Below are 20716 nucleotides of genomic sequence, written 5' to 3'. Positions count from 1 at the left end.
GCGCGATGCATGAAGGGCTGGTTTGGTGAAACTGCCAGGCAGCGATAGCCTGCTCGGCCAAGGTCGGCTTCGGGCCGGAACTACCTAAGGCAGCGCGTGACGGCATGGGCCGCTGCCCCGCCTACCCCATCATTCAAAGGCCACAGCACTATCCCGCCAGCCAACCCGCCTATCGTACACCCCTCAGCCATTTCCCCCTGCCCCGCCAACATCCGTGGACCCTGCCGGCAGCCCCATAATCCAATCAGCACGAACCTCCACCGCGACATCGCCGCCCAGCATAGCCATCAGTCCCTTGACCGAAGGCCCGCGAACCTCGACCACGCGCAGGTCATGATCCTGCAACGGCCCGGCGACGATCCGGGCGGCATCGCCGGGTCGAAGTCCTTGCACTGCCTTCAGCCGCGCCTTGTTCTTTGCGTCAAGGCGACCGCCGCCCCACTGCCGCATCAGTTGCAGGATCCTTCCTTCGGGCAAGGACACAGGATACCCCCCCGTCCCCATCACCCCCGACACGACATCCAGCGCCATCAATTCATGCCAGCGGCTTTCCCCGACCGGCCAGCCGACGAACAGCCAGTCCACCAGAAGCGGCTGGCTGATGCAGATCCGCTCGGGGCTGAAACGGTTGCGCCGCTTCATGACCTTCTTCACCGGCAGGAATATTTCGAAGCCGGCCCGCTTCAACAGGTGTTCCGGCAGGAAGACCCGCTGACCCGTCCCGCTGATCCTGCGTTTGCGCATCCGTCCATCGCGCCCCCGGTAGGCCTCAAACTCACCGCCCACCGTCGCAGTGCCGATCCCGCCGACGTGTTTGCGCTTCACCCGCACCGCGTACCACTGAAGTTCCTGCGCCTCGATCTGCCCCATCATGCTCATGCGCCGCCCTCTGCCATCTGCCCCATGGCCGCGATCCGGCGGCACTTTTCGACCGCATCCAGGCGGCGCTGCAGCCATGTGCTTTCCTCTGACGACAGTCCCTGCCCCCGATCAATGACCCCCTGAAGACTGGCCAGCCTACGCACAGCAGGATCAGCTGAGGCGCGAACCTGGCTAAGCGTGTAGCCCCCCGGCCAACGCCGCGACCGGCGCAATTCCACCAGCAGTTCCGGTGCCCAGCCACCATCCAGCGCATCCCGGCCCACCGGGTTCGCAAAGACGGCGCGGATCAGCGGTGACGCATCATCGCCCGGCGGCTGGATTTCGGCGGCACGCTCAAGGATCCGCTGCGCTATCGGGAACCGATCCCGCGCCTTGCCGCTGGCCAGACCCGCCGCTTCCTCTTCCAGAGCGGCAAGGTTCGGTTCGGCCATGTAGGCCAGACGGGCACACAGATCGCGCAGCATGTCAGCAAACTGATCCTTGGTCATAGCACCCGGCTTGACCAGCCCTCTGCGCTGCAGAGGCTCGACCAGCACCCGCTGCACCCTCTTCTGACCTTCGGCCTGTTCTGCACTGTCCATCGTCCTGTTCCCTCTCTTCTCAGCCCTGCAACTTATCCACAGGCGACCCGGCCCGAAGGCGGGCGATCCGTCGTTTCGTTCTCATTTTCATTTCGTTTCTTTTCCTTTCAGGCGTCACGGAAACCGGCCAAAAAAGGGGAAAATCGGGGAAAAATCCGTGCAAGTTCCGTGATTTTCCGTGTCGGTTCCGTGACTTTCCGTGATTGTCACGGAATATTCTGTGACCGTCACAGATTGCACAGGCCCGGATCACGACTGCATCTCCACGATGAACTGGTCCAGTGCCGCACGCACAAGCGCCTCGCGGCGCTGCACGCCACCATGGTGCAGGTCCAGCCAATCGTTGAAACGTTCGACAAAGTGCGGATCGCTCAGCAGGCGTTTCGCTCCGATGTGCTCGATCATCGTCCGGAGATCCGCCAGGCGCTTGTTCAGCCTGCGCTGTTCCTGCGCCGATGCATGCCGGTTGCGGGATTTCAGGGCCTCAAGGGCAACCTCGGTCACCACGTCATGGGCCAGCCGGATTTCACCATTGTCACACTGGACCCGCCGCCAGCCGTGCAAGGGCGAAATATCCCGCCGCAGCAGCCCCTGCCAACGCTCCAGCGGCAAGTTGAGATCGAAGGCCAGCTGCTGATCGTCCGACGGCAGGGTGCCAATGGGCGTGCCATCCTGCGCGATGCAGAACAGCTGAAACCCGAACCAGCCAACTTCCGGATCTGCCTTCTTGCGAAACTCGCTGCCACGCCAGCGCTTCAGGTTCCATTGCAGGAAATAGTGCGAGTCCAGCCTGTCCTGCGCTGAGATTGGATAGGTTTCGAATTCGCCCGCATCGACCAGATGTATCGGTTTATTGGCTACGTTCATTGCTCGACACCAACCAGCACACGCGCGTCGACGGCTCTCTCAATCCAGGCCAGAGGATCGCGCATCCCCACATTGCTCGGCACCTGCACCAGGCTCGCCATCACAGCGCCGTTGTCCGCCCTGTCAACCAAACTGATCCCCTTTCTTCTTGCTTTGCAGGCAAAGCGGCGCAGGTGTGCCGGTGTCGCTCCACCCAAAACGATCTTCCTGAAAGTGGTGGCTGCGTTGCTCATTCCTGCCCCTCCGATGTCTTCCGGCCCACCGGCACCTGCCGCATGTGCCCCGCCCTCAGCTGGCGGCTGCGAAGCCACTCTGTCTGCAGGTGGCCAATGTAGTTGCGTCCCGCCCGCGAAAGATCACGCAGCGGTGCGTCACTGGTTTCGTATTTGCCAAGCCGCCAAGCCAGCAGCGCGGGCGCAGCCCGCTGTCCGATGCGGCGCATTTCGGCTTCATCCGCCTTGCGGCAGGCCTCGCTGCAGTATTTCTGCCAGGGCCGGCGCGGCGCGAAGTGCTGCGAACAGATCGGGTTCAGACAAACCCCGGCGCGAACCAAAGGGCAGCCCGCAAGTTCGCGGTGCGCAACAGACTGAAACGGCTCAAGGTCGAAATGCGCCGCCGGTGCATTCGCAAGTCGCATCATCCGGCACCCCCGGCCCCCAGAACGTCCATCAAGGCGTCTGGCCAGCGTTTTTCAGAGGTTCCGAAATCGATCAGCAACTGCTGGACCTGCGGAACCGCGCGCAAGCGGTGCCAACGCTGTTCCACCGCGATGCGGCTGCGCCCCAAGTCGTCGCTGATCGCCGTGAAATGTATCCCCTGCGATTTCATTTTCAGGATCCGGGAATCCTCATCTGGCGACCAAAGCGGATGCACGACTTGCACCAGTAGGCGCGCCGCCCGCAGCTGGATGCGCCGCTGTTCTCGCGCCTCGGCAAGCGCGACCTGCAGCTGCGTTTCGCCCCTCTTCGCGGATACGGTCGCGACCTTGGCCATTGCGCCCATATCATCAGCCATCATGCTTCCCCCGTGTCATCGACCAGGTAAACCGGCACATTCATCGAAAGCGCCCGGCGGGCCGTCCAGATGACGGCCCCGCAGCGATCCCAGCCCGCCAGCTTGGGGACAATCACCGCCCCGCTGGCAGACAACAGAGGCAGGCCCCAAAGCGCGTCGGTGCCAGTCACCACCGGGTTCATCCCGCCGCCCAGAAGCGCCGGCGACACGGCACAGACACCACGATGGTTAAGGGCGCGCACCCACCGGGCTGCACCCTCAAGATCCGGCCCGCCTTCGCAGCATTCGGGGACCGCAACGAAGGCGATACGCCCCCTGATGAATTGGGCGACGCAGGAAAACAGCAACGAATTCAGCAGGGACCCGCCGCCGTAACGCTGCACAAGGTCTTCCCAAAACCCATCGGGATCTCCGGAACGAACGGGCGGAAACGCGGCACTCATTCCGGCACCTCGACGCCATGGTGCGCGCGGCGGTCCGTCAACATCGCTTCCAGACGACACAGCGCACGGCGCTGCGGCTCCATCGCCTCGCGCAGTTCGGCGCAGGCGCGGGCGATGTCATCGGCGCTGCTGGAATGGTGAGCAGCCAGAATGGCCGCAATGGCCTCGCCGCATTCCTTGGCGATCTCGCCACCATCGGCCAGCAGCGATCCAGCCACCGCCTGTTCACGTTCATTCAAGCGTCGGGCCAGCAAGCGCGTCACCGGAAAAGCCCCACGGGCATCTTCCAGCGCGATGACATCTGCAATGGTCCAGTCCAGCAGGCCCGACAGCTTCTTGCTGACCGTCGCCTTGTTCGCCCGACCATCCCACCGCGCCGCGATGCACTCAGCCGCAGCGTCCAGGCAGCCGAACCAGTCCACGATGGACTTCATGCTGGCGCCGGCGAGTTTTCTATAGTCGGTCACCGGCAACCCCCTTTCCTGTTCAACGGCCAGGCAAGGGTGCAAGCTACGGGTATGGGCAAAGCACAGAGCACGATCATTCGGCCACCTGCACGGTTTCGTCCGCCGCGCTCGGCGGGTTGTCGGCCATGTACTTCAGGATCCTGTCCGCCGTGCGCAGCGTGGGCGAACTCAACCCAGCTTCCCAGCGTGCCCAAGTGGTTCCACCGCCGCAGCCCGCCCAACGAACCACCGTCGACGGCAACACCCCTGCGGTAGCCGCATAGATACGAACATGTTCAAGAAAACTATCCATGCGCCCGTTGTTGGGTATTTTTACCCAACCGTCAACTGGGTAATTTTCACCCCTGCCGTGCCCCGCAAGAAGATCAGAAACTACCCGCATGGCAGAGAACTTCATAAAAGCCCTGCAGAACGCCCTAGAAGTATCGGGGATTTCAGTCCGCAAAATCGCGGACCGCTCCGGGGTGCCTTATGAACGCTTGCGGCAAGTTGCACGCGGACGGACCACATCCACGAATGCCGACGACGCATATCGGATCGTCGACGCATTCGGCGTCACTTATGAAGATTTTCTGGCAGGACGCCTAAGCACAACTACGGCAATTGCAATCGCTGGGAAAGTTGGCGCAGGTGCCCGCGTACCCGTATTTGACGCTTTCCCGAAAGGTGGCGGACCACAAGTCGTTTGTCCGCCAGGCCTGTCCCCAAGAGGGATAGTCGCCGTGGAAATTGAGGGTGACAGCATGGAACCCATTTATTCTGCGGGGGATTTATTGTTTTATACTCGCCACACCCACGAAGGCGTCCCCAGTGAAGCGATCGAGCGCAGATGCGTCTGCGAAGACACCGAAGGGCATGGCTGGGTAAAGCTCATAAAACCAGGGAGCGCCCCAGGGGTGTTCCACCTGATCGCACTGAACCCAGATGCCATCAACCAGCACGACGTCCAATTGAAGTGGGCCTCACCAGTCAGGCTGCACTGGCCAGCCGAGTTAGCCAAATTTCTTTGAGTTCAACTCTCGACCAGAGATCCACCCTCCCCACAGAGATAACCCAATTCAAGCTCGCTTAAGCCGCCAAGCCGAGCGCCAGAAAAAGCGCCTGTAGCAGGCGCAACGGGATAGCCATCCAACTCAACCCTATTCATCATATTGGGTATAATTACCCATATTGTCTTGACTGGGTAATTATACCCACACTAGAGTGTCCTCCATCACACCGATGGAGGCAACATTGCACGCACACCTTTCCCCACCGCTGATCAGGGACGGCCTTCTGGCCCACCTTGCCGCACCCGACCCCGATGCTCAGCAGGGCGATTTCGATGCCGAAACTCGCGCCCTGCTGGCCGTCGCCCTGCCGGAAATCTGTCTGGAACTTCTGCAATGGCGGGACGCTGCCCGCACGAGGCCGGCGGCGCTGGCGATGGCTTTGCGGTCACAGGCGCTGGAAGATCAGCTGACGGCGGCGAGGCAGGCGATCCAACTCGCGACGCCGCACGACGCAAGCGCACTGGCATCCGCATGCGACACCCTGCAACGTCTTTCCCCCTTTCCTGATGAACGGGACGCCGCCGCGCAAGTTCTGGTCGAACTTCGCCAGGACCGCAGTACCGACGCGCCGCACAACAACAGGCGGGCGCAGTGATGGTTTGGGGATGGGCTTTCCTGACCGCCGCCATCGTCTATGGCGCGCTGGTCATCTGGCTGCTGATGCAGCTGCGATGATCCAGAATTTCGCCCGCCACGCGCAAAGCGCCCCGCCGCGCTTTGCGGATCGGCCCGCTGGGCAGCGGGCGGGGATCCTCTGCAATGATCCGCAGTTCCAACGCTTTGCCGCAATGCGCAGCGGCTTTCCCGAAACGACATTTCACGCCAGCGCCGCCGCAGAATATCTGCGCAGCTGCTGTGGGATCGTCAGCCGTCGCGAACTCGACACAAGTGATGACGCCCGCAGGCGCTTTGATTGCCTGTGCACCGAATTCGATGCCTGGGCAGGCAGAATGGCCCGCCCCAGATAGGACTTTCCTGATGTTTCACCCGAACGATACCGCCGCCGCCTTCATCGACGGCCCGAACTTTCACGCAACGGCCCGCGCCCTCGGCTTTGACGTCGACTATCGCAAGCTGCTGGCCCTGCTGACCAGCGAAGCGCGCCTGCTTCGCGCTAGCTACTTCACACCGATTGCGGAAAGCGACGAGCACGTGGCGATCCGCCCGCTGGTCGACTGGATGCAATACAACGGCTGGCACGTCACGACCAAGGCCTGCCGCGAGCATACCACCGACGACGGCAGGCGTCGTTTTCGTGGCAGCACCGACATCGACCTGGCCGTGGCCGCAACAGACCTCGCCCCGTTCATCACGCATGCCGCGATCTTCACCGGCAACCGCGACTTTGCGCCTCTGGTGCACGCGCTGCAGGCCAAGGGCGTGCGCGTCACCATCGTGTCCACGATCCAGACCGCCAGCCCTTTCGCGGCAGACGACCTGCGCCGCATGGCCGATGCCTTCGTGGATGTCGAAGACCTGCGCCACGTCATCGCCCGCCCCGAACGCCAAGCCGCCTGAAGCGGGCCAGATACCCTGCAACACGAAAACGGAGACGGAAACGCCATGGCCACGTACCACGCAAACCACCCGGCCCCCCTGCATCTGAATTCCAACGTCTGGCACACCCCCACCGAAAGGATCGCATCGTGATCTCTGCCCGCGCCCTCGCCCCCGTCAGACCAACCACGGAAACCGAACTTGCGCCGCGTCCGCTGGCCTATGTCTCCGCCCGCACCCTGGCCGAACTTCTGGACTGTTCCGAAAGCACTGTGCGAGACATGACCCGCAGGGGCATCCTGCCCGCCCCGGTCCGGATTTCCGGGATCACCCGGTGGGTATGGTCCGACGTGGTCATCGCGATCAGCCCAAGGCCTGACCGCGCGGGACAGCCCGACGACGATCCGATTTTGAGAGCATCCCGTGGCAGCTGACCTTCGCCTTGAAAAATACGTCCAGAGAAAGGTCGCGCGGGGCCGAGAGTATTTCTACTTTCGCAATGTCAGCCACGGCGAGGAATTCCGCCGAAAGCTGCCTCACCCTTTCGATGCCGGCTATCGTGCCGCCTATGACCAGGCGCACCGCGACGCCTTCGGCACCCTGCCGGGCCAATTCGATTCCCCGACCAGCATCGAGGCGCTTTGTCGCGACCATGCCAGATCCGAACGCTACAGGCGCCTGTCGAAGAACAGCCGCACCCTGCGGGATCTGGCACTGGACCTGATGAAGGACAGGTGGGGCACGTTCGAAGCAGCAGACATTCGGCCCGTTCATGCGCAGGCTCTCTACGACAGCCTTGCGCGCCGACCCGCGACCGCGAACCGGCGCGCGGACGATTGCAGCGCCGTCTTCGGCTGGGGCCGCCTGCGCGGCTTCTGCGACGAAAACCCCTTCCGCCGTATCGAGCGTGTACAGAGCGAGGAAAGCTATGAACCCTGGCCGGAAGCCGCCTTGCAGAAGCTGATCAGCGAAGGCAAACCTGCCATCGTGAAGGTAGCCCTGATGGCGGTCTATACCGGCCAGCGCCGCGAAGACCTTTTGCGCAAGTTGACCGACGACAGCATCGCTGCAGGGGTCTGGTACGTTGTCCAGGGCAAGACGAAGAACCCCGTGCCGGTGCCCCTGCTGCCCGTGGCGATGTCGATCATCGACATGGAGCGCAGCGCCAAGCGCTCGCTTCAGATCGTGGACCCTCGCCGCCCCCTGCTGACGAATTCGCGCGGAGAGCCCTGGACCGCCAGCGGCTTTGGCGCATCCTGGCGCACGGAATTGATCCGGCTGAAGCTGAAACCGGCGCGGAAAGAGGATGTTGCAGAAGGTCAGTTTCGCGCGACCTTTCACGGCCTGCGGCATACCAATGCGACGATGATCGCGAATGCGGTCGCCCGGAACCCCGAGGTCTTCGGCGGAATTGCCCGCGTGAAAGCCATGCTGGGCCATCTGACCGAAGCCATGTCCAAACACTACGCCAGGCAGGCAGAAGCCGAGCATATGAACCGCGAAACGGCGCTGCTTTTGCCCGAAATTGGGAAACTTCCCTCTTGGATTGGGAAACAACCAAGCTAAATTCGACGTAAGGTGCTGGAAACATGGTGGGTGATGAGGGACTCGAACCCCCGACATCTTCGGTGTAAACGAAGCGCTCTACCAACTGAGCTAATCACCCGCCGCGCGCTCCTCTAGCGCATCATCGGCAGGCAGCGCAAGAGGTCACATGAACCCGCCGACATTCATGGTCTTCACGGATCTGGACGGAACCCTGCTCGATCACGCCAGCTACAGCCATGCCCCCGCGCATCCGGCCCTTGAGGCATTGAAGGCCAGGGGCATCCCGGTCGTTCTGGCCTCTTCCAAGACCGGGCCGGAGATCGCCGTGCTGCGGCGCGAGCTGGGGCTTGAGGGCTCTCCGGCCATCGTGGAGAACGGTGCGGGCCTGCTGCCCGCCCATGCCGATCCCCAACCGGGCGGAGAGATCTACCAGCGCCTGCGCCAGGGGCTGGAAAGCCTGCCCCAAGAGCTGCGCGCGCCCTTCAAAGGCTTTGCCGACATGGGCCCGGACGGCGTGGCGCAGGATGCCGGCCTGCCGCTTGAGAAAGCGCAGATGGCCTGCCAGCGCAGCTATTCCGAACCCGGCACCTGGTCGGGCACGCCGGAGCAGGAAGACCGCTTCAAGGCGGCGCTTGCGGAACAGGGCATCATGGCCCGGCGCGGGGGCCGCTACCTGACGTTGTCCTTCGGCGGAACCAAGGCCGACCGCATGGCAGAGGCCGCCGCCGATTTCCGCGCCCCGCGCTGCGTGGCCCTGGGCGATGCCCCAAATGACGCGGAAATGCTGGCCGCTGCGGATATCGGGATCGTCATTGCCAACCCCCATGGCAACGCCCTGCCCGATCTTGCGGACTCGGCGCGCGGGGAAATCCGGCGCAGCACGAAATTTGGCCCTGAAGGCTGGAATGAAATGATGCTGCCGCTACTATCTGAATGGACGGACTGACCCAACAGGAGGCCACAGGTGGCTGATTTTCACCAGAACGGCAATATCGCCACCATCCACAATCTACGTACACGCTCAGGCGACGACATCACGCGTGAACTGCAAAGCTATGCGGCCACGCGCAAGATCAGCCTGGTGCTGCCCTCGCTCTATTCAGAGCTGGAGGGCGACGCCCTGCCCCATATCCTGGAAGAGCTGGCGAAGGTGCCGTACCTGCACCGCATCGTCATCGGGCTCGACCAGGCGACAGAGGAACAATACCGCCACGCGCGGCAGTTCTTCTCTGTCCTGCCGCAGAATCACGTGGTGATCTGGAACGCCAGCCCGCGGATGCTGGAGATCCAGAAGCGCCTGGAACAGCTGGGCCTTGGCCCGATCGAGAACGGCAAGGGCAAGAACGTCTGGTCCTGCCTCGGCTTCCTGATCGCCTGTGCCGACAGCGCGGTGGTGGCGATCCACGACTGCGATATCGTGACCTATGAAAAGGAAATGCTGGACCGGATGGTCTATCCGGTGGCCAATCCGAATTTCCCCTACCAGATCTCGAAGGGGTATTACGCGCGGGTCGGCCACGACAAGATCAATGGCCGGGTCAGCCGGATGCTGGTCTCTCCACTTCTGATCGCGCTGAAGCGCACCATCGGGGATCGCGATTACCTGGATTACCTGCGCGCCTTCCGCTACCCGCTGTCCGGTGAGATGGCGATGCGCACGGGCATCCTGCCGGACCTGCGCATCCCCTCTGACTGGGGGCTTGAGATCGGCGTGCTGTCCGAAGCCTGGCGCAACCTGGCGCCCAAGTCTGTCTGCCAGGTGGAGATTGCCGATCACTACGATCACAAGCACCAGGACCTCAGCCCGGAAGACAAGTCCAAGGGGCTCAGCCGGATGTCCATCGACATCTGCAAGGCGCTCTTCCGCAAGCTGGCCGCCGATGGCACCGTCTTCAACGAAGAGGTCTTCCGCACGCTCAAGGCCACCTATTACCGGTCCGCGCTGGACGTGCTGGACAGCTATTACAACGATGCCAAGGCGAACGGGCTCTACCTGGATCGCCACTCCGAAGAGAACGCGGTCGAGCTTTTCGCGGACAATATCATCGCGGCCGGTCAGATGTTCCTCGACAACCCGTCCGAGACGCCCTTCATCCCAACCTGGAACCGAGTCCATTCGGCCGATCCCGACCTGATGGCGGATATGCTGAAGGCGGTGGCCGAGGACCTCAAGGACTACGCCTGATCAAGGGCGGCGGGGGTGCGGGGGGGTCTGCCCACCGAACGCCGGGAGCTGGATGTCCGAGGATGGCCCCCGGGAGAGGGGCGCAAGGGGGCCAGCCCCCTCGGGCCTTTGGCCCTCACCCCCGGAGTTTGCCTGGCAAGAAGAAAGCCCGACAGGTTCTGTGGATTGCAGGGGCGAGGTATGTCGCCCCTGCGCTCAGCCCCGGTTGGTGATCCAGCGGCATTGGTAGGGGCCGAAGACGATCGGATCGCCTTCCGGGTGGATCTGTTCGCCGCTCAGCAGGTCGACCCAGTCTTCGCCGTCAATCAGGTTGATCTCTAGCGGGTCGACCTCAAGCGTGTCGCCGGAGACGTTGTGGATCGCAAAGATCGACTGGTCGCGATCCAGGCTTTGCCGCCAGATGCCGAACAGGCGGTCATCCAGCTGCTGCAGCGTGAACTGCGTGGCATTGGGGTGGAAGCCGCGCTGCCGGCGCCGGATGCGGATCCGGCGGCTCATCTCTTCCAGCACGATATGCTGTTCCGAGGTGGGATCCTCCAGCCGCGCCTGCAGGTCGGAATATTCCCAGCGATGGCGGTTGATGGCACGGTTGTGGCCGCTTTTCTCCAAGCCTTCGACATCGTTGCGGCAGGCCAGAAGGGAATGGATGTAGAAGGCCGGGATCCCCTCCAGCGCCATCACCAGCGTCTGGGAGGCGAGGAACCGGGCCACCTGGTGCTCATCCGGTCCGGCGAAGGTGCCGGCCATGGCGCTGAACCAGGTGATGTTGAGCTCATAGGGTGCCTCGCCCCCATCGGGCAGCGCCCGCATGGAGACCCGGCCACCGAAGTCCTTGACCGCCTGGATCACCGCGCCGGTATCTTCGGGCGACAGGATGCCCTCTGCCGGGCGCATGCCGATCCCGTCGTGCGAAGAGGTGAAGTTCAGATAGGCGCAGCCCAGCTGGGCGGGCGGCATCCCGCCCTGCCAGCGGATCAGGTGTTCCGCCGTGCCCGAGAGCATGGCGTGCAGCACCAGGGGCGGCAGGGAGAAATTGTAGACCGCGTGGGCTTCGTTCCGGTTCCCGAAGTAGGACAGGTTTTCCCGGTTGGGCACGTTGGTTTCCGTCAGCAGGATCAGCGGTTCGGCCGCCCAATCCGCGAAAAGCCGCATCATCCGCACGATGGCGTGGGTCTGGGGCATGTGGATCGACTTCGTGCCGATCTCCTTCCAGATGAAGGCCACCGCATCGAGCCGGATGATCCGCACGCCATTTTCCACGTGCAGCCGCATGATGCGCAGGAATTCCTTCAGCACTTCCGGGTTGCGGAAATCCACGTCGACCTGGTCATGGGAGAAGGTGCACCAGACGTGGCGCGTCCCCCGGCTGGTCTCCACCTCGCGCAGCAGCGGATGGGTGCGCGGGCGCACGACCTCGCTCAGGTCATCCTCGGGCGAGGCCTCGAAGAAGAACTTGTCGAAGGGCGGGTGGCCCTGGCGGTAGTCGCTGAACCAGGTCGAAGAACTGGAGACATGGTTCAGCACCAGGTCCGACATCAGCAGGAACTCAGACCCGATGCGCCGGATGTCTGCCCAGTCGCCCAGGATCGGGTTAACGGCGCGGTAATCGGTGACCGCGAAACCGTCATCCGACGTATAGGGGAAGAAGGGCAGGATATGGACGCCGTTCAGCACCCCGCGCATGTGGTTTTCCAGGAAATCCCGCAGCAGATCGAGGGGCTTGTACTGCCCGTCCACGATGGAATTGCCATAGGTGATCATCAGCGCATCGCGCTCTGACCATTGCCGGTTGCCCGGCACCCGTCCCCGCTTGCGTCGTTCTGTACCTTCAGGCCAGAAGGCCTCTGTCAGTTCCCGGGTCAGGGCAGCACTGTCATGTTCAGGATAGACCTGCCGGACCAGCACTTCCAGCTTGTGCTGAAAGCTCGAGGGTTTTTCGGAACCCATTAATCAAATTCTCCCGCGCCAATGCCTCAAGACTTCCCAGACTGGCGGGAAAGTTTCAAGCAACTGTTGCCGACAGCCCGCCCTGGGCGCGCCGCCTGCTCAATTTCCACCACCTGCCGGGCAAATGCCCCCTGCCCGCTCGACGCAGGCTGGCGGCACAGCCGAGGGCCCTGTCGGGTGGCGTCTTGCCCAAAGGGGCTTCCCTTCTCCGTGGCCTTCAGGACCGCAGATCGCGCCGGGCAAGGCCACTGGAGCGTCACGCCAGCAGGGCATCACGGCCGTCAGGGCAGTTTCCCGACCAATCGCAGGCTCTGCCCCTTGGCCGATTTCTGTCAATCTGACCAAGTGGTTGCAAAAATAAGGGCCGCCTTGCAACTGCAAAGCCGCCCATGCACATGGCTGAAAAAACCGGAAGTGCCCAGGGAGTGACGGCTGCGATCGCCCGCGCTCATTTTCCGGTCAGCGCCTCTGCTCAAGGCCGCATTTTCAAGCGTTCTGCCCTGACCGAACAGGCTGACGACGGCGCCCGCTGGCCCATCCCTGAAAACGCGAAAAGGCCTCGATCTGATCGAGGCCTTTTCGGAAATGCGATGGTGGGTGATAAGAGATTCGAACTCCTGACATCTTCGATGTGAACGAAGCGCTCTACCACTGAGCTAATCACCCGTGCGGCGGTTATTAGCCAACCTTTCGGGGGTCTGCAAGCAGGGTTTTGGGTTATTCGTCGTCAAAATCATCCGTGATTTCGCCTACCGTTGCGGCAGTCGCGGATGACTCCTCGCCCAGCGTGCCATAGGTCGCGCGCGCCATGATGGAGTCGTTCTGGCGCAGGCGCATGACGACCACGCGGCCCTGGTCGATATCCTTGGTCCTGGCAATCCGCACCTTGCCGAAGGGCTGCAGGTTCATGTCGCGTTCGATCGCGGCAGCCTCGCCCAGTACGGCCAGCATGGCCTCGACCACCGGCTTGGCGTATCTCTTCTTGATTCCGGAGCGTTCGACAACCTCGTCGAGCAGCTCGCGCTTCCTCAGTTCTTCGGGATTTACCCCGCCTTGAGCGCCGGCACCGGGGCTTGTTTCCAGCGCCTCCGCGTCATCGGCATCTTCGTCGGAGTTCGTGGCATCGACCTGGTCGATATTCGTCATCTTGTCTTCAACTCGCTGTCCTGAAGGTGACGAGCTGAGCGTCGCAGCCCAAGACCAGCACCTTTACCTTTCGATAACCTTATCAGCGCGGTGACCGCTTAGCCAGCGAGTGCGCGGGCGGGGTGATGAATTTCACTTCTGCGACATATTCAAAGTTCGATACGCAGGCAGCGGGCATGAAAAAGGGCCGCGCAGCAAAGCCGCGCGGCCCGATTTTCGTGTAATGGCGGGCAGATAGACTGCCCGGCCGGACCATGCGCAGGATCAGTGCGCGGTGGTCGGATGGGTCCCTTCCGGAGCCACGGCGGCCCGGGCGGCAGCGGCGGCTTCTTCCGCCTCTTCGTCCCATTCCACCGGTTCCGGCTGACGCACAAGCGCCTGTTCCAGAACGTCGCGCACGTGGGTAACGGGGATGATCTTCAGCCCCTCCTTCACGTTGTCGGGGATATCGGCCAGGTCCTTTTCATTCTCTTCGGGAATGAAGACCGTGGTGATCCCGCCCCGCAGCGCGGCCAGCAGTTTTTCCTTCAGGCCACCGATCGGCATGGCGTTCCCGCGCAAGCTGACCTCGCCCGTCATGGCGATATCCTTGCGCACCGGGATCTGCGTCAGCACCGACACGATAGAGGTCACCATGGCAAGGCCCGCGCTTGGCCCGTCCTTGGGCGTCGCGCCATCGGGCACGTGCACGTGGATGTCCAGCCGGTCAAAGCGCGGCGGCTTCACGCCGATCTCCGGCGCGATGGAACGCACGTAGGAGCTGGCGGCGTCGATGCTTTCCTTCATCACGTCGCCCAGTTTCCCGGTGGTCTTCATCCGGCCCTTGCCCGGCAGGCGCAGCGCCTCGATCTGAAGCAGGTCACCCCCGACAGAGGTCCAGGCCAGCCCGGTGACGACACCGATCTGGTCTTCCTTCTCGGCCAGGCCGTAGCGGTACTTCTTCACGCCCAGGTACTCATCCAGGTTGTCCTCGGTGATCACGACCTTCTCGGCCTCGCCGCGCACGATCTTGGTGACCGCCTTGCGGGTCAGCTTGGCAAGCTCACGCTCCAGGCTCCGCACGCCCGCTTCGCGGGTGTAGCGGCGGATCATCTCGTTCAGCGCCTCGTCGGTGACCTCGAACTCGCCTTTCTTCAGGCCGTGGTTCTTGATCTGCTTGGCCACAAGGTGCTGCCGCGCGATCTCGCGCTTCTCATCCTCGGTGTAGCCGGCCAGCGAAATGATCTCCATCCGGTCCAGAAGCGGGCCCGGCATGTTGTAGGAGTTCGCCGTGGTCAGGAACATCACGTTCGACAGATCGTATTCGACCTCAAGATAATGGTCCACGAAGGTGCCGTTCTGTTCCGGATCAAGCACTTCCAGCATGGCGCTGGCCGGATCGCCACGGAAGTCCTGCCCCATCTTGTCGATCTCGTCGAGCAGGATGAGCGGGTTCGTGGTCTTGGCCTTCTTCAGCGCCTGGATGATCTTGCCGGGCATGGAGCCGATGTAGGTCCGACGGTGACCTCGGATCTCGCTTTCATCGCGCACGCCGCCAAGGGAGATGCGGATGAACTCACGGCCCGTGGCCTTGGCCACCGATTTGCCCAGAGAAGTCTTGCCGACGCCCGGAGGGCCGACAAGGCACAGGATCGGGCCCTTCAGCTTCTTGGAACGTTGCTGGACCGCCAGGTATTCGACGATCCGTTCCTTGACCTTCTCAAGGCCGTAGTGATCGGTATCCAGCACCGTCTGGGCGTCATTCAGGTTCTTCTTGGTGCGCGATTTCACGCCCCAGGGGATCGACAGCATCCAGTCCAGGTAGTTGCGCACGACGGTCGCCTCGGCGCTCATCGGGCTCATGTTCTTGAGCTTCTTGATCTCCGCGTCGGCCTTTTCACGGGCCTCCTTGGAAAGCTTGGTCTCGGCGATGCGCGATTCCAGCTCGGCGATCTCGCCTTCGCCATCCTCGCCGTCGCCCAGCTCCTTCTGAATGGCCTTCATCTGCTCATTCAGGTAATACTCGCGCTGCGTCCGCTCCATCTGGGATTTCACGCGGGTCTTGATCTTCTTCTCGACCTGCAGGACGGACATCTCCCCCTGCATCAGGCCATAGACCTTTTCCAGCCGCTCGCTGACGCTGAGCGTTTCCAGAAGCTCCTGCTTCTGGGACACGTCGATGCCCAGGTGGCCGGCCACAAGGTCCGCCAGGCGCGAGGCTTCTTCGCTTTGCGCGACGGCGGCCAGCGCCTCTTCGGGGATGTTCTTCTTGACCTTGGCGTAGCGTTCGAATTCCTGCCCGACAGAGCGCAGCAGCGCTTCGATCGTGGCTTCGTCGCCGGTCACCTCGTCAAGGTATTCGGCCTGGGCTTCGAAGAAATCGTCATTCTCGAAGTATTCGACAATCTGCACGCGGGCCGCGCCTTCGACCAGCACCTTCACGGTGCCGTCGGGAAGCTTCAGCAGTTGCAGCACGTTGGCCAGCACGCCGGCACGGTGGATGCCCTCGGCGTCGGGATCGTCCTCCGCCGGGTCGACCTGGCTGGCAAGCAGGATCTGCTTGTTGTCCTGCATCACCTCTTCCAGCGCGCGCACGGATTTGTCGCGGCCCACGAAAAGCGGCACGATCATATGGGGGAAGACCACGATGTCGCGCAGCGGCAATACGGGATAGGACGGGTTCAGAGGCTCTTGCATGCTCTTTCCTTGATCTTGGGCCGATGGTCCTGCCCCGCGCGGCGGCAGCCTGGACCATCTCCTGTTTACAGTCTCTTTATCTGGGGCGCGCAGCACCCGAATTCAACTGCATTTGCGCCAGTCTGCCTGTGCCTGCCCCGACGGGCAAGCGACATATATTGCGGTTTTCCCGAAAATCCCCCTGGCCCGGCCTTCTACCGGCGTGTCACCGCGCACCGCCCCGCCGTCGCCGCGCCGCCGCCAAGACCCGCTGGAACCAAAGGGTTTTTCTCCACCAGCCAACAGGGGCTGGACGCAACGGCCCCCGCCCCCTGCCCGATGCACGTTCAGCCGACTGGTCAAGAGGGCGCAAACAGGCTAATGGCGCGGCCATGAGCACCTTTTCCTTCTCCCTCAAGGCCACGGACGGCAAGGCCCGTACCGGCGTCATCGACACCCCGCGCGGCGCGATCCGCACCCCGGCCTTCATGCCGGTCGGCACCGCCGCCACCGTGAAGGCCATGATGCCCGAAAGCGTCGCCGCCACCGGGGCCGATATCCTGCTGGGCAATACCTACCACCTGATGCTGCGCCCCACGGCCGAACGCATCGACCGGCTGGGTGGCCTGCACAAGTTCATGAACTGGGACAAGCCGATCCTCACGGATTCCGGCGGCTTCCAGGTGATGTCCCTGGCGGGCCTGCGCAAGCTGACGGAAGAAGGGGTGAAATTCGCCTCTCACATCGACGGGTCCAAGCACATGCTGACGCCTGAACGCTCGATGGAGATCCAGAAGCTCCTGGGCTCCGATATCGTCATGTGCTTTGACGAATGCCCCGCCCTGCCGGCAGAAGACGCGGTCGTGGCGAAATCCATGCGCATGTCCATGCGGTGGGCAGAGCGCTCGCGCGATGCCTTCGGGGATCGCCCGGGCCACGCGCTGTTCGGCATCCAGCAGGGCGGCGTCACCCGTGAGCTGCGCGAGGAATCCGCAGAGGCCCTCACCCGCATCGGCTTTGACGGCTACGCGGTGGGCGGCCTGGCCGTGGGCGAAGGGCAAGAGGCCATGTTCGGCGTGCTCGATTACGCCCCGGGCATGCTGCCTGCCGACAAGCCGCGCTACCTGATGGGCGTGGGCAAGCCCGACGATATCGTCGGCGCGGTGGCACGCGGCATCGACATGATGGACTGCGTGCTACCCTCGCGCTCGGGGCGCACGGGCCAGGCCTTCACCCGTCATGGTGTGGTCAACATCAAGAACGCCCGCCACCAGGATGACCCCCGCCCCCTGGACGAATCCTGCACCTGCCCGGCCTGCTCCAACTACTCGCGTGCCTACCTGCACCACGTTTACCGCAGCCAGGAGATGATCTCGGGCATGCTCTTGACCTGGCACAACCTGCATTACTTCCAGGAGATCATGCAGGGGATGCGCGATGCCATCGCGGCGGGCACGTTTGACGCCTGGCAGGCCGATTTCCACGCCCAACGCGCCAATGGCGACATCGAGCGCCTCTAGCCCGCAGCATCTCTGTCGCCCCTCCCCTAGACCTCGCCTGCCCGTTTCCCTATATAATCGGTCAGGAACAGAACGGATGTAACATGACCGAGACACCGGAACCCCTCGAAGGCGCACCGCTGATCGCGCCCTCTTCCACCGATCACCCTCTCTACGACAAGGTGACCGAGGCCTGCCGCACGGTCTATGACCCGGAAATCCCGGTGAACATCTATGACCTTGGCCTGATCTACACGATCGACATCTCGCCGGAGAACGAGGTCAAGATCATCATGACCCTCACCGCCCCTGGCTGCCCAGTGGCCGGCGAAATGCCGGGCTGGATCGTCGAGGCGATCGAACCCGTCGATGGCGTCAAGGAAGTGGATGTTCAACTGGTCTGGGAACCGCCCTGGGGCATGGACATGATGAGCGATGAGGCCCGCCTGGAACTGGGCTTCATGTAAGCCACCGGGCTTCCGCCGGTGAGCGGCACAAGGCGCCCCTTCAGACAGCACCACAAGAAACCGAAAAGGCTTGCTTTTCCCCGAAGCAAGCCTTTTTCCTTTCTCAAAGCAAGCATTTCCGGTTTCTCCATACCGGAGCAAGCGTTTTTACTTGCTTTACGCGAAAGCAAGTGATTTCAATTCCCCATGTCCCGGACCTTCACCATCCTCAGCGGCGATCTCCTCCGCTCCACGGAGCTGGACGATGCCATGCTGCACGGCGCCTTCGACGGGCTGCGCAAGGCCACCGCCCTGATCGAGGGGTGGCACGGCGCGCCGGTTCATTTCACTCGTAATCGCGGCGATGGCTGGCAGATCTGCCTGCCCGGAACCGCCCCCGGCCTGAGAGAGGCGCTCGCCCTGCGCGCGGGCCTGAAATGCCAGGACCGCCACCTGGATACCCGCATCGCGGTCGCCAGCGGCACGGCAGAAGTGCCCGCGAATGGCGACCTGAACCGCGCCACCGGCCCGGCCTTCACGCAGGCCGGCAGGCTGCTCGACACGCTCAAGGGGGCCGATATGGATCATGCGGCCGGCGGCGCGCTGTCCGCCGCCTACCTGCTGGCGGCAGAGATCAGCCAGGGCTGGACCCAGGCCCAGGCCCGCGCCGTCCTGCCCATGCTCGCCCCCGATCCGCCGATCCATGCAGAGATCGCCGCGCGCCATGACATCACCCGCCAGGCCGTCCGCCAGGCGCTCTCCGCCGCCGGTTACCCGGCGCTGGCAAAGGCCCTCGCCCGGCTTGAGGACACTCCATGATCCAGACCTTCGCCGCCCTGCTCCTGGCCCATGCGCTGGCCGATTTCCTGTTGCAAAGCAATGCCATGGCAGCGGCCAAGCAGAACCGTGCCCCCGGCCCCTTCGCCCTGCACCTTGTGATCGTGGCCGCAACTGCATCCCTTGCACTCGCCCCGACACGCCCGGGCGCGCTGATGCCGGTGCTCGCCGTCACCCTGGCCCACGGTGTCATCGACCTCGCCAAAAGCTTCCTGCCCAACCGCCTCGCCACCTTCCTGGCGGACCAGGCGCTGCACCTGCTGTCGCTGCTCGCCATCGCCTGCTGGCTTCCCCTGGACCCGGCGCAAACCTTCTGGCCCCCCCTCGCCCCCGCCATCATGGCGCTGGCCGCCGGAGCGATCCTGGCCACCCGCGCCGGAGGCTTCGCCGTCGGACTGCTGATGCTGCGCTGGGCCGATGCGCCCCTGCCCAAGGGCCTGCCCCGCGGCGGCGAACACATCGGCCTGATGGAGCGCGGGCTGATCTTCCTCTTCGTGCTCGGCGGCCAGCCCTCCGCCATCGGCTTCCTGATCGCGGCAAAGTCCATCCTGCGCTTCGACACCGCCCGCGAAGACCAGGCCATGGGCGAATACGTGATCATCGGCACGCTGGCCTCCTTCGGCTGGGCGCTCCTGGCCGCCTATGGCACCCTTGCGCTGCTTGCGCATCTGCCATCCCTTGGCATTCCGGCCCTGAACCCCTAAATTCAACGGAACGCCCCAACTTCAAAGGGACGAAGGAGAGCTTCCAATGTTCAGCATTCCCGGCAAACAGGCCGTCTCGATGACAGACCGCGCCACCGCGCAGATCACCCGCCTGATGCAGAAGGGCGGCCACTCCGGCCTGCGCATCGGCGTGAAGAAGGGCGGCTGTGCAGGCATGGAATACACCATGGACTACGTCGACAGCGTCGACCCCATGGACGAGGTCGTCGAACAGGATGGCGCCCGGGTGATGATCGCCCCCATGGCCCAGATGTTCCTCTTCGGGACGGAGATCGACTACGAAACCTCGCTGCTCGAATCCGGCTTCAAGTTCAACAATCCCAACGTGACCGAAGCCTGCGGTTGCGGTGAATCGATCAAGTTCGCGGACATGTGATCGCCCCCGCCGGCCATGCCTCCGGCGGATCCCTTCCGGGCGGGACAGGTTCCCCCTTCTTCTTGCCGATAAACTCCGGGGGAGGCGCGCGGCACGCGCGGCGGGGGCAGCGCCCCCTCCCACCTCAAGGCATCCCCTCTAGGGAGACCGCCGTGGCCATAGACCCCGACTTCCTGGAACACCTGCGTGATCTCTTCTCGGGCCTCGGGCCGCTGCGCACGGGGCGCATGTTCTCCGGGGCCGCGATCTACGCCGAAGAGGACGCCATGTTCGCCATGGTCAGCAGCTCCGGCACCGTCTACATGAAATCCGATGCCAGCACGGAACAGGCCTATCTTGCCGCCGGCGCCACCCCCTTCTTCTACACCCGCAAGGAAGGCACCCGCGAAGTCCGCTCGCTGATGTCCCTGCCCGAAAGCGCCCTCGACGATCCGGAGGAAGCCCTTGAATGGGCCCGCCTCTCGCTTGGTCCCGCCCGCGCGGCGGCGGCGGAAAAACGGCGCGCCAAGGCAAAGCGCAAGCGCCGCGCAACCAATTGACTGGTTTTAA

At 63.4% G+C, this 20716-nt stretch carries 26 protein-coding genes and 2 tRNA genes; 14 read left to right on the top strand and 14 right to left on the bottom strand.

The window, feature by feature from the left end:
• Window positions 1-183 precede the first annotated feature (183 nt).
• The 9 genes from HCZ97_RS07620 to HCZ97_RS07580 all read right to left on the bottom strand — a co-directional run bounded on the left by HCZ97_RS07620 (window position 184) and on the right by HCZ97_RS07580 (window position 4546).
• Window positions 184-879, bottom strand: coding sequence for a transcription termination/antitermination protein NusG (locus HCZ97_RS07620; protein WP_167688087.1), 696 nt, complete (start codon window positions 877-879; stop codon window positions 184-186).
• On the bottom strand, window positions 876-1463 hold the full coding sequence (locus HCZ97_RS07615) for a hypothetical protein (RefSeq protein ID WP_167688086.1): 588 nt from the start codon (window positions 1461-1463) through the stop codon (window positions 876-878). Before HCZ97_RS07615 ends, HCZ97_RS07620 begins: the two co-directional genes overlap by 4 nt.
• 249 nt (window positions 1464-1712) lie before the next feature.
• Complete coding sequence (locus HCZ97_RS07610; RefSeq protein ID WP_167688085.1) at window positions 1713-2330, bottom strand: hypothetical protein; 618 nt, start codon at window positions 2328-2330, stop codon at window positions 1713-1715.
• The gene (locus HCZ97_RS07605; RefSeq protein WP_167688084.1) at window positions 2327-2563 is read right to left on the bottom strand and encodes a hypothetical protein; all 237 of its coding nucleotides are present in this window, start codon (window positions 2561-2563) and stop codon (window positions 2327-2329) included. The genes HCZ97_RS07610 and HCZ97_RS07605 overlap by 4 nt, the downstream gene beginning before the upstream one ends.
• Window positions 2560-2772: a hypothetical protein gene (locus HCZ97_RS20440; RefSeq protein WP_217701742.1), complete on the bottom strand. Its 213-nt coding sequence runs from the start codon at window positions 2770-2772 to the stop codon at window positions 2560-2562. The genes HCZ97_RS07605 and HCZ97_RS20440 overlap by 4 nt, the downstream gene beginning before the upstream one ends.
• Before the next feature lie 194 nt (window positions 2773-2966).
• The gene (locus tag HCZ97_RS07595; RefSeq protein ID WP_167688082.1) at window positions 2967-3323 is read right to left on the bottom strand and encodes an SANT/Myb-like DNA-binding domain-containing protein; all 357 of its coding nucleotides are present in this window, start codon (window positions 3321-3323) and stop codon (window positions 2967-2969) included.
• A gap of 20 nt (window positions 3324-3343) precedes the next feature.
• Window positions 3344-3553, bottom strand: coding sequence for a hypothetical protein (locus tag HCZ97_RS07590; protein WP_167688081.1), 210 nt, complete (start codon window positions 3551-3553; stop codon window positions 3344-3346).
• Between the two features lie 230 nt (window positions 3554-3783).
• Window positions 3784-4254 carry a hypothetical protein gene (locus tag HCZ97_RS07585; RefSeq protein WP_368484335.1) on the bottom strand — a complete coding sequence of 157 codons (471 nt, stop codon included), beginning with the start codon at window positions 4252-4254 and terminating at the stop codon, window positions 3784-3786.
• A 73-nt stretch (window positions 4255-4327) separates the two neighbouring features.
• The gene (locus HCZ97_RS07580) at window positions 4328-4546 is read right to left on the bottom strand and encodes an XRE family transcriptional regulator (protein WP_167688100.1); all 219 of its coding nucleotides are present in this window, start codon (window positions 4544-4546) and stop codon (window positions 4328-4330) included.
• 88 nt (window positions 4547-4634) lie between these two features.
• Between HCZ97_RS07580 and HCZ97_RS07575 the strand changes: the two genes are divergently transcribed.
• From HCZ97_RS07575 to HCZ97_RS20810, 6 genes are all read left to right on the top strand, one after another.
• The gene (locus tag HCZ97_RS07575; protein WP_167688080.1) at window positions 4635-5264 is read left to right on the top strand and encodes a helix-turn-helix transcriptional regulator; all 630 of its coding nucleotides are present in this window, start codon (window positions 4635-4637) and stop codon (window positions 5262-5264) included.
• Window positions 5265-5475: 211 nt separating this feature from the next.
• Window positions 5476-5901: a hypothetical protein gene (locus HCZ97_RS07570; protein WP_217701741.1), complete on the top strand. Its 426-nt coding sequence runs from the start codon at window positions 5476-5478 to the stop codon at window positions 5899-5901.
• Entirely contained in the window at window positions 5813-6274 is a 462-nt protein-coding gene (locus HCZ97_RS20555) for a hypothetical protein (RefSeq protein WP_254871408.1), read from the top strand. Before HCZ97_RS07570 ends, HCZ97_RS20555 begins: the two co-directional genes overlap by 89 nt.
• A 10-nt stretch (window positions 6275-6284) precedes the next feature.
• Window positions 6285-6824 (top strand): NYN domain-containing protein, encoded by a 540-nt coding sequence (locus tag HCZ97_RS07560; protein WP_167688078.1) that lies wholly within the window; start codon window positions 6285-6287, stop codon window positions 6822-6824.
• 128 nt (window positions 6825-6952) lie between these two features.
• A complete protein-coding gene (locus tag HCZ97_RS07555) occupies window positions 6953-7237 on the top strand; it encodes a helix-turn-helix transcriptional regulator (RefSeq protein ID WP_368484334.1) in 285 nt (94 codons plus the stop codon).
• Window positions 7227-8369, top strand: a complete 1143-nt coding sequence (locus HCZ97_RS20810; protein ID WP_167688077.1) for a tyrosine-type recombinase/integrase — start codon at window positions 7227-7229, stop codon at window positions 8367-8369. The genes HCZ97_RS07555 and HCZ97_RS20810 overlap by 11 nt, the downstream gene beginning before the upstream one ends.
• A gap of 24 nt (window positions 8370-8393) precedes the next feature.
• On the opposite strand, the gene HCZ97_RS07545 is transcribed toward HCZ97_RS20810, so the two are convergent.
• A tRNA-Val gene (locus tag HCZ97_RS07545) sits at window positions 8394-8469 on the bottom strand.
• Between the two features lie 48 nt (window positions 8470-8517).
• Here HCZ97_RS07545 and HCZ97_RS07540 point away from each other — a divergent pair.
• Both HCZ97_RS07540 and HCZ97_RS07535 read left to right on the top strand, forming a co-directional pair.
• The gene (locus HCZ97_RS07540; RefSeq protein ID WP_167688076.1) at window positions 8518-9297 is read left to right on the top strand and encodes a mannosyl-3-phosphoglycerate phosphatase; all 780 of its coding nucleotides are present in this window, start codon (window positions 8518-8520) and stop codon (window positions 9295-9297) included.
• 18 nt (window positions 9298-9315) lie between these two features.
• Window positions 9316-10536, top strand: coding sequence for a glycosyl transferase (locus tag HCZ97_RS07535; RefSeq protein ID WP_167688075.1), 1221 nt, complete (start codon window positions 9316-9318; stop codon window positions 10534-10536).
• 195 nt (window positions 10537-10731) lie between these two features.
• Here HCZ97_RS07535 and HCZ97_RS07530 read toward each other — a convergent pair whose 3' ends face one another.
• The 4 genes from HCZ97_RS07530 to lon all read right to left on the bottom strand — a co-directional run bounded on the left by HCZ97_RS07530 (window position 10732) and on the right by lon (window position 16305).
• On the bottom strand, window positions 10732-12483 hold the full coding sequence (locus HCZ97_RS07530; protein ID WP_167688074.1) for a sugar phosphorylase: 1752 nt from the start codon (window positions 12481-12483) through the stop codon (window positions 10732-10734).
• Between the two features lie 591 nt (window positions 12484-13074).
• A tRNA-Val gene (locus HCZ97_RS07525) sits at window positions 13075-13149 on the bottom strand.
• A gap of 51 nt (window positions 13150-13200) precedes the next feature.
• Window positions 13201-13629, bottom strand: a complete 429-nt coding sequence (locus HCZ97_RS07520; RefSeq protein WP_167688073.1) for an HU family DNA-binding protein — start codon at window positions 13627-13629, stop codon at window positions 13201-13203.
• A 264-nt stretch (window positions 13630-13893) separates the two neighbouring features.
• Window positions 13894-16305 (bottom strand): endopeptidase La, encoded by a 2412-nt coding sequence (gene lon, locus HCZ97_RS07515; RefSeq protein ID WP_167688072.1) that lies wholly within the window; start codon window positions 16303-16305, stop codon window positions 13894-13896.
• Window positions 16306-16676: 371 nt separating this feature from the next.
• Here lon and tgt point away from each other — a divergent pair, with 371 nt between their 5' ends.
• From tgt to HCZ97_RS07485, 6 genes are all read left to right on the top strand, one after another.
• Complete coding sequence (tgt, locus tag HCZ97_RS07510; RefSeq protein ID WP_167688071.1) at window positions 16677-17804, top strand: tRNA guanosine(34) transglycosylase Tgt; 1128 nt, start codon at window positions 16677-16679, stop codon at window positions 17802-17804.
• 83 nt (window positions 17805-17887) lie between these two features.
• Window positions 17888-18250 carry an SUF system Fe-S cluster assembly protein gene (locus tag HCZ97_RS07505; protein WP_167688070.1) on the top strand — a complete coding sequence of 121 codons (363 nt, stop codon included), beginning with the start codon at window positions 17888-17890 and terminating at the stop codon, window positions 18248-18250.
• Window positions 18251-18436: 186 nt separating this feature from the next.
• Window positions 18437-19048 carry a MarR family transcriptional regulator gene (locus HCZ97_RS07500; RefSeq protein WP_167688069.1) on the top strand — a complete coding sequence of 204 codons (612 nt, stop codon included), beginning with the start codon at window positions 18437-18439 and terminating at the stop codon, window positions 19046-19048.
• A complete protein-coding gene (locus tag HCZ97_RS07495) occupies window positions 19045-19770 on the top strand; it encodes a DUF3307 domain-containing protein (protein WP_167688068.1) in 726 nt (241 codons plus the stop codon). Before HCZ97_RS07500 ends, HCZ97_RS07495 begins: the two co-directional genes overlap by 4 nt.
• A gap of 46 nt (window positions 19771-19816) precedes the next feature.
• Window positions 19817-20167, top strand: coding sequence for an iron-sulfur cluster assembly accessory protein (locus tag HCZ97_RS07490; protein ID WP_167688067.1), 351 nt, complete (start codon window positions 19817-19819; stop codon window positions 20165-20167).
• A gap of 152 nt (window positions 20168-20319) precedes the next feature.
• The gene (locus tag HCZ97_RS07485; protein WP_167688066.1) at window positions 20320-20706 is read left to right on the top strand and encodes a TfoX/Sxy family protein; all 387 of its coding nucleotides are present in this window, start codon (window positions 20320-20322) and stop codon (window positions 20704-20706) included.
• The last annotated feature ends 10 nt before the right edge of the window (window positions 20707-20716 follow it).

It is taken from the genome of Pseudooceanicola sp. HF7 (assembly GCF_011806405.1).
Taxonomy (GTDB): domain Bacteria; phylum Pseudomonadota; class Alphaproteobacteria; order Rhodobacterales; family Rhodobacteraceae; genus Pseudooceanicola.
The sequence above is the reverse complement of the archived record's forward strand: the minus strand, read 5'-3'. Positions and strand labels throughout refer to the sequence as shown.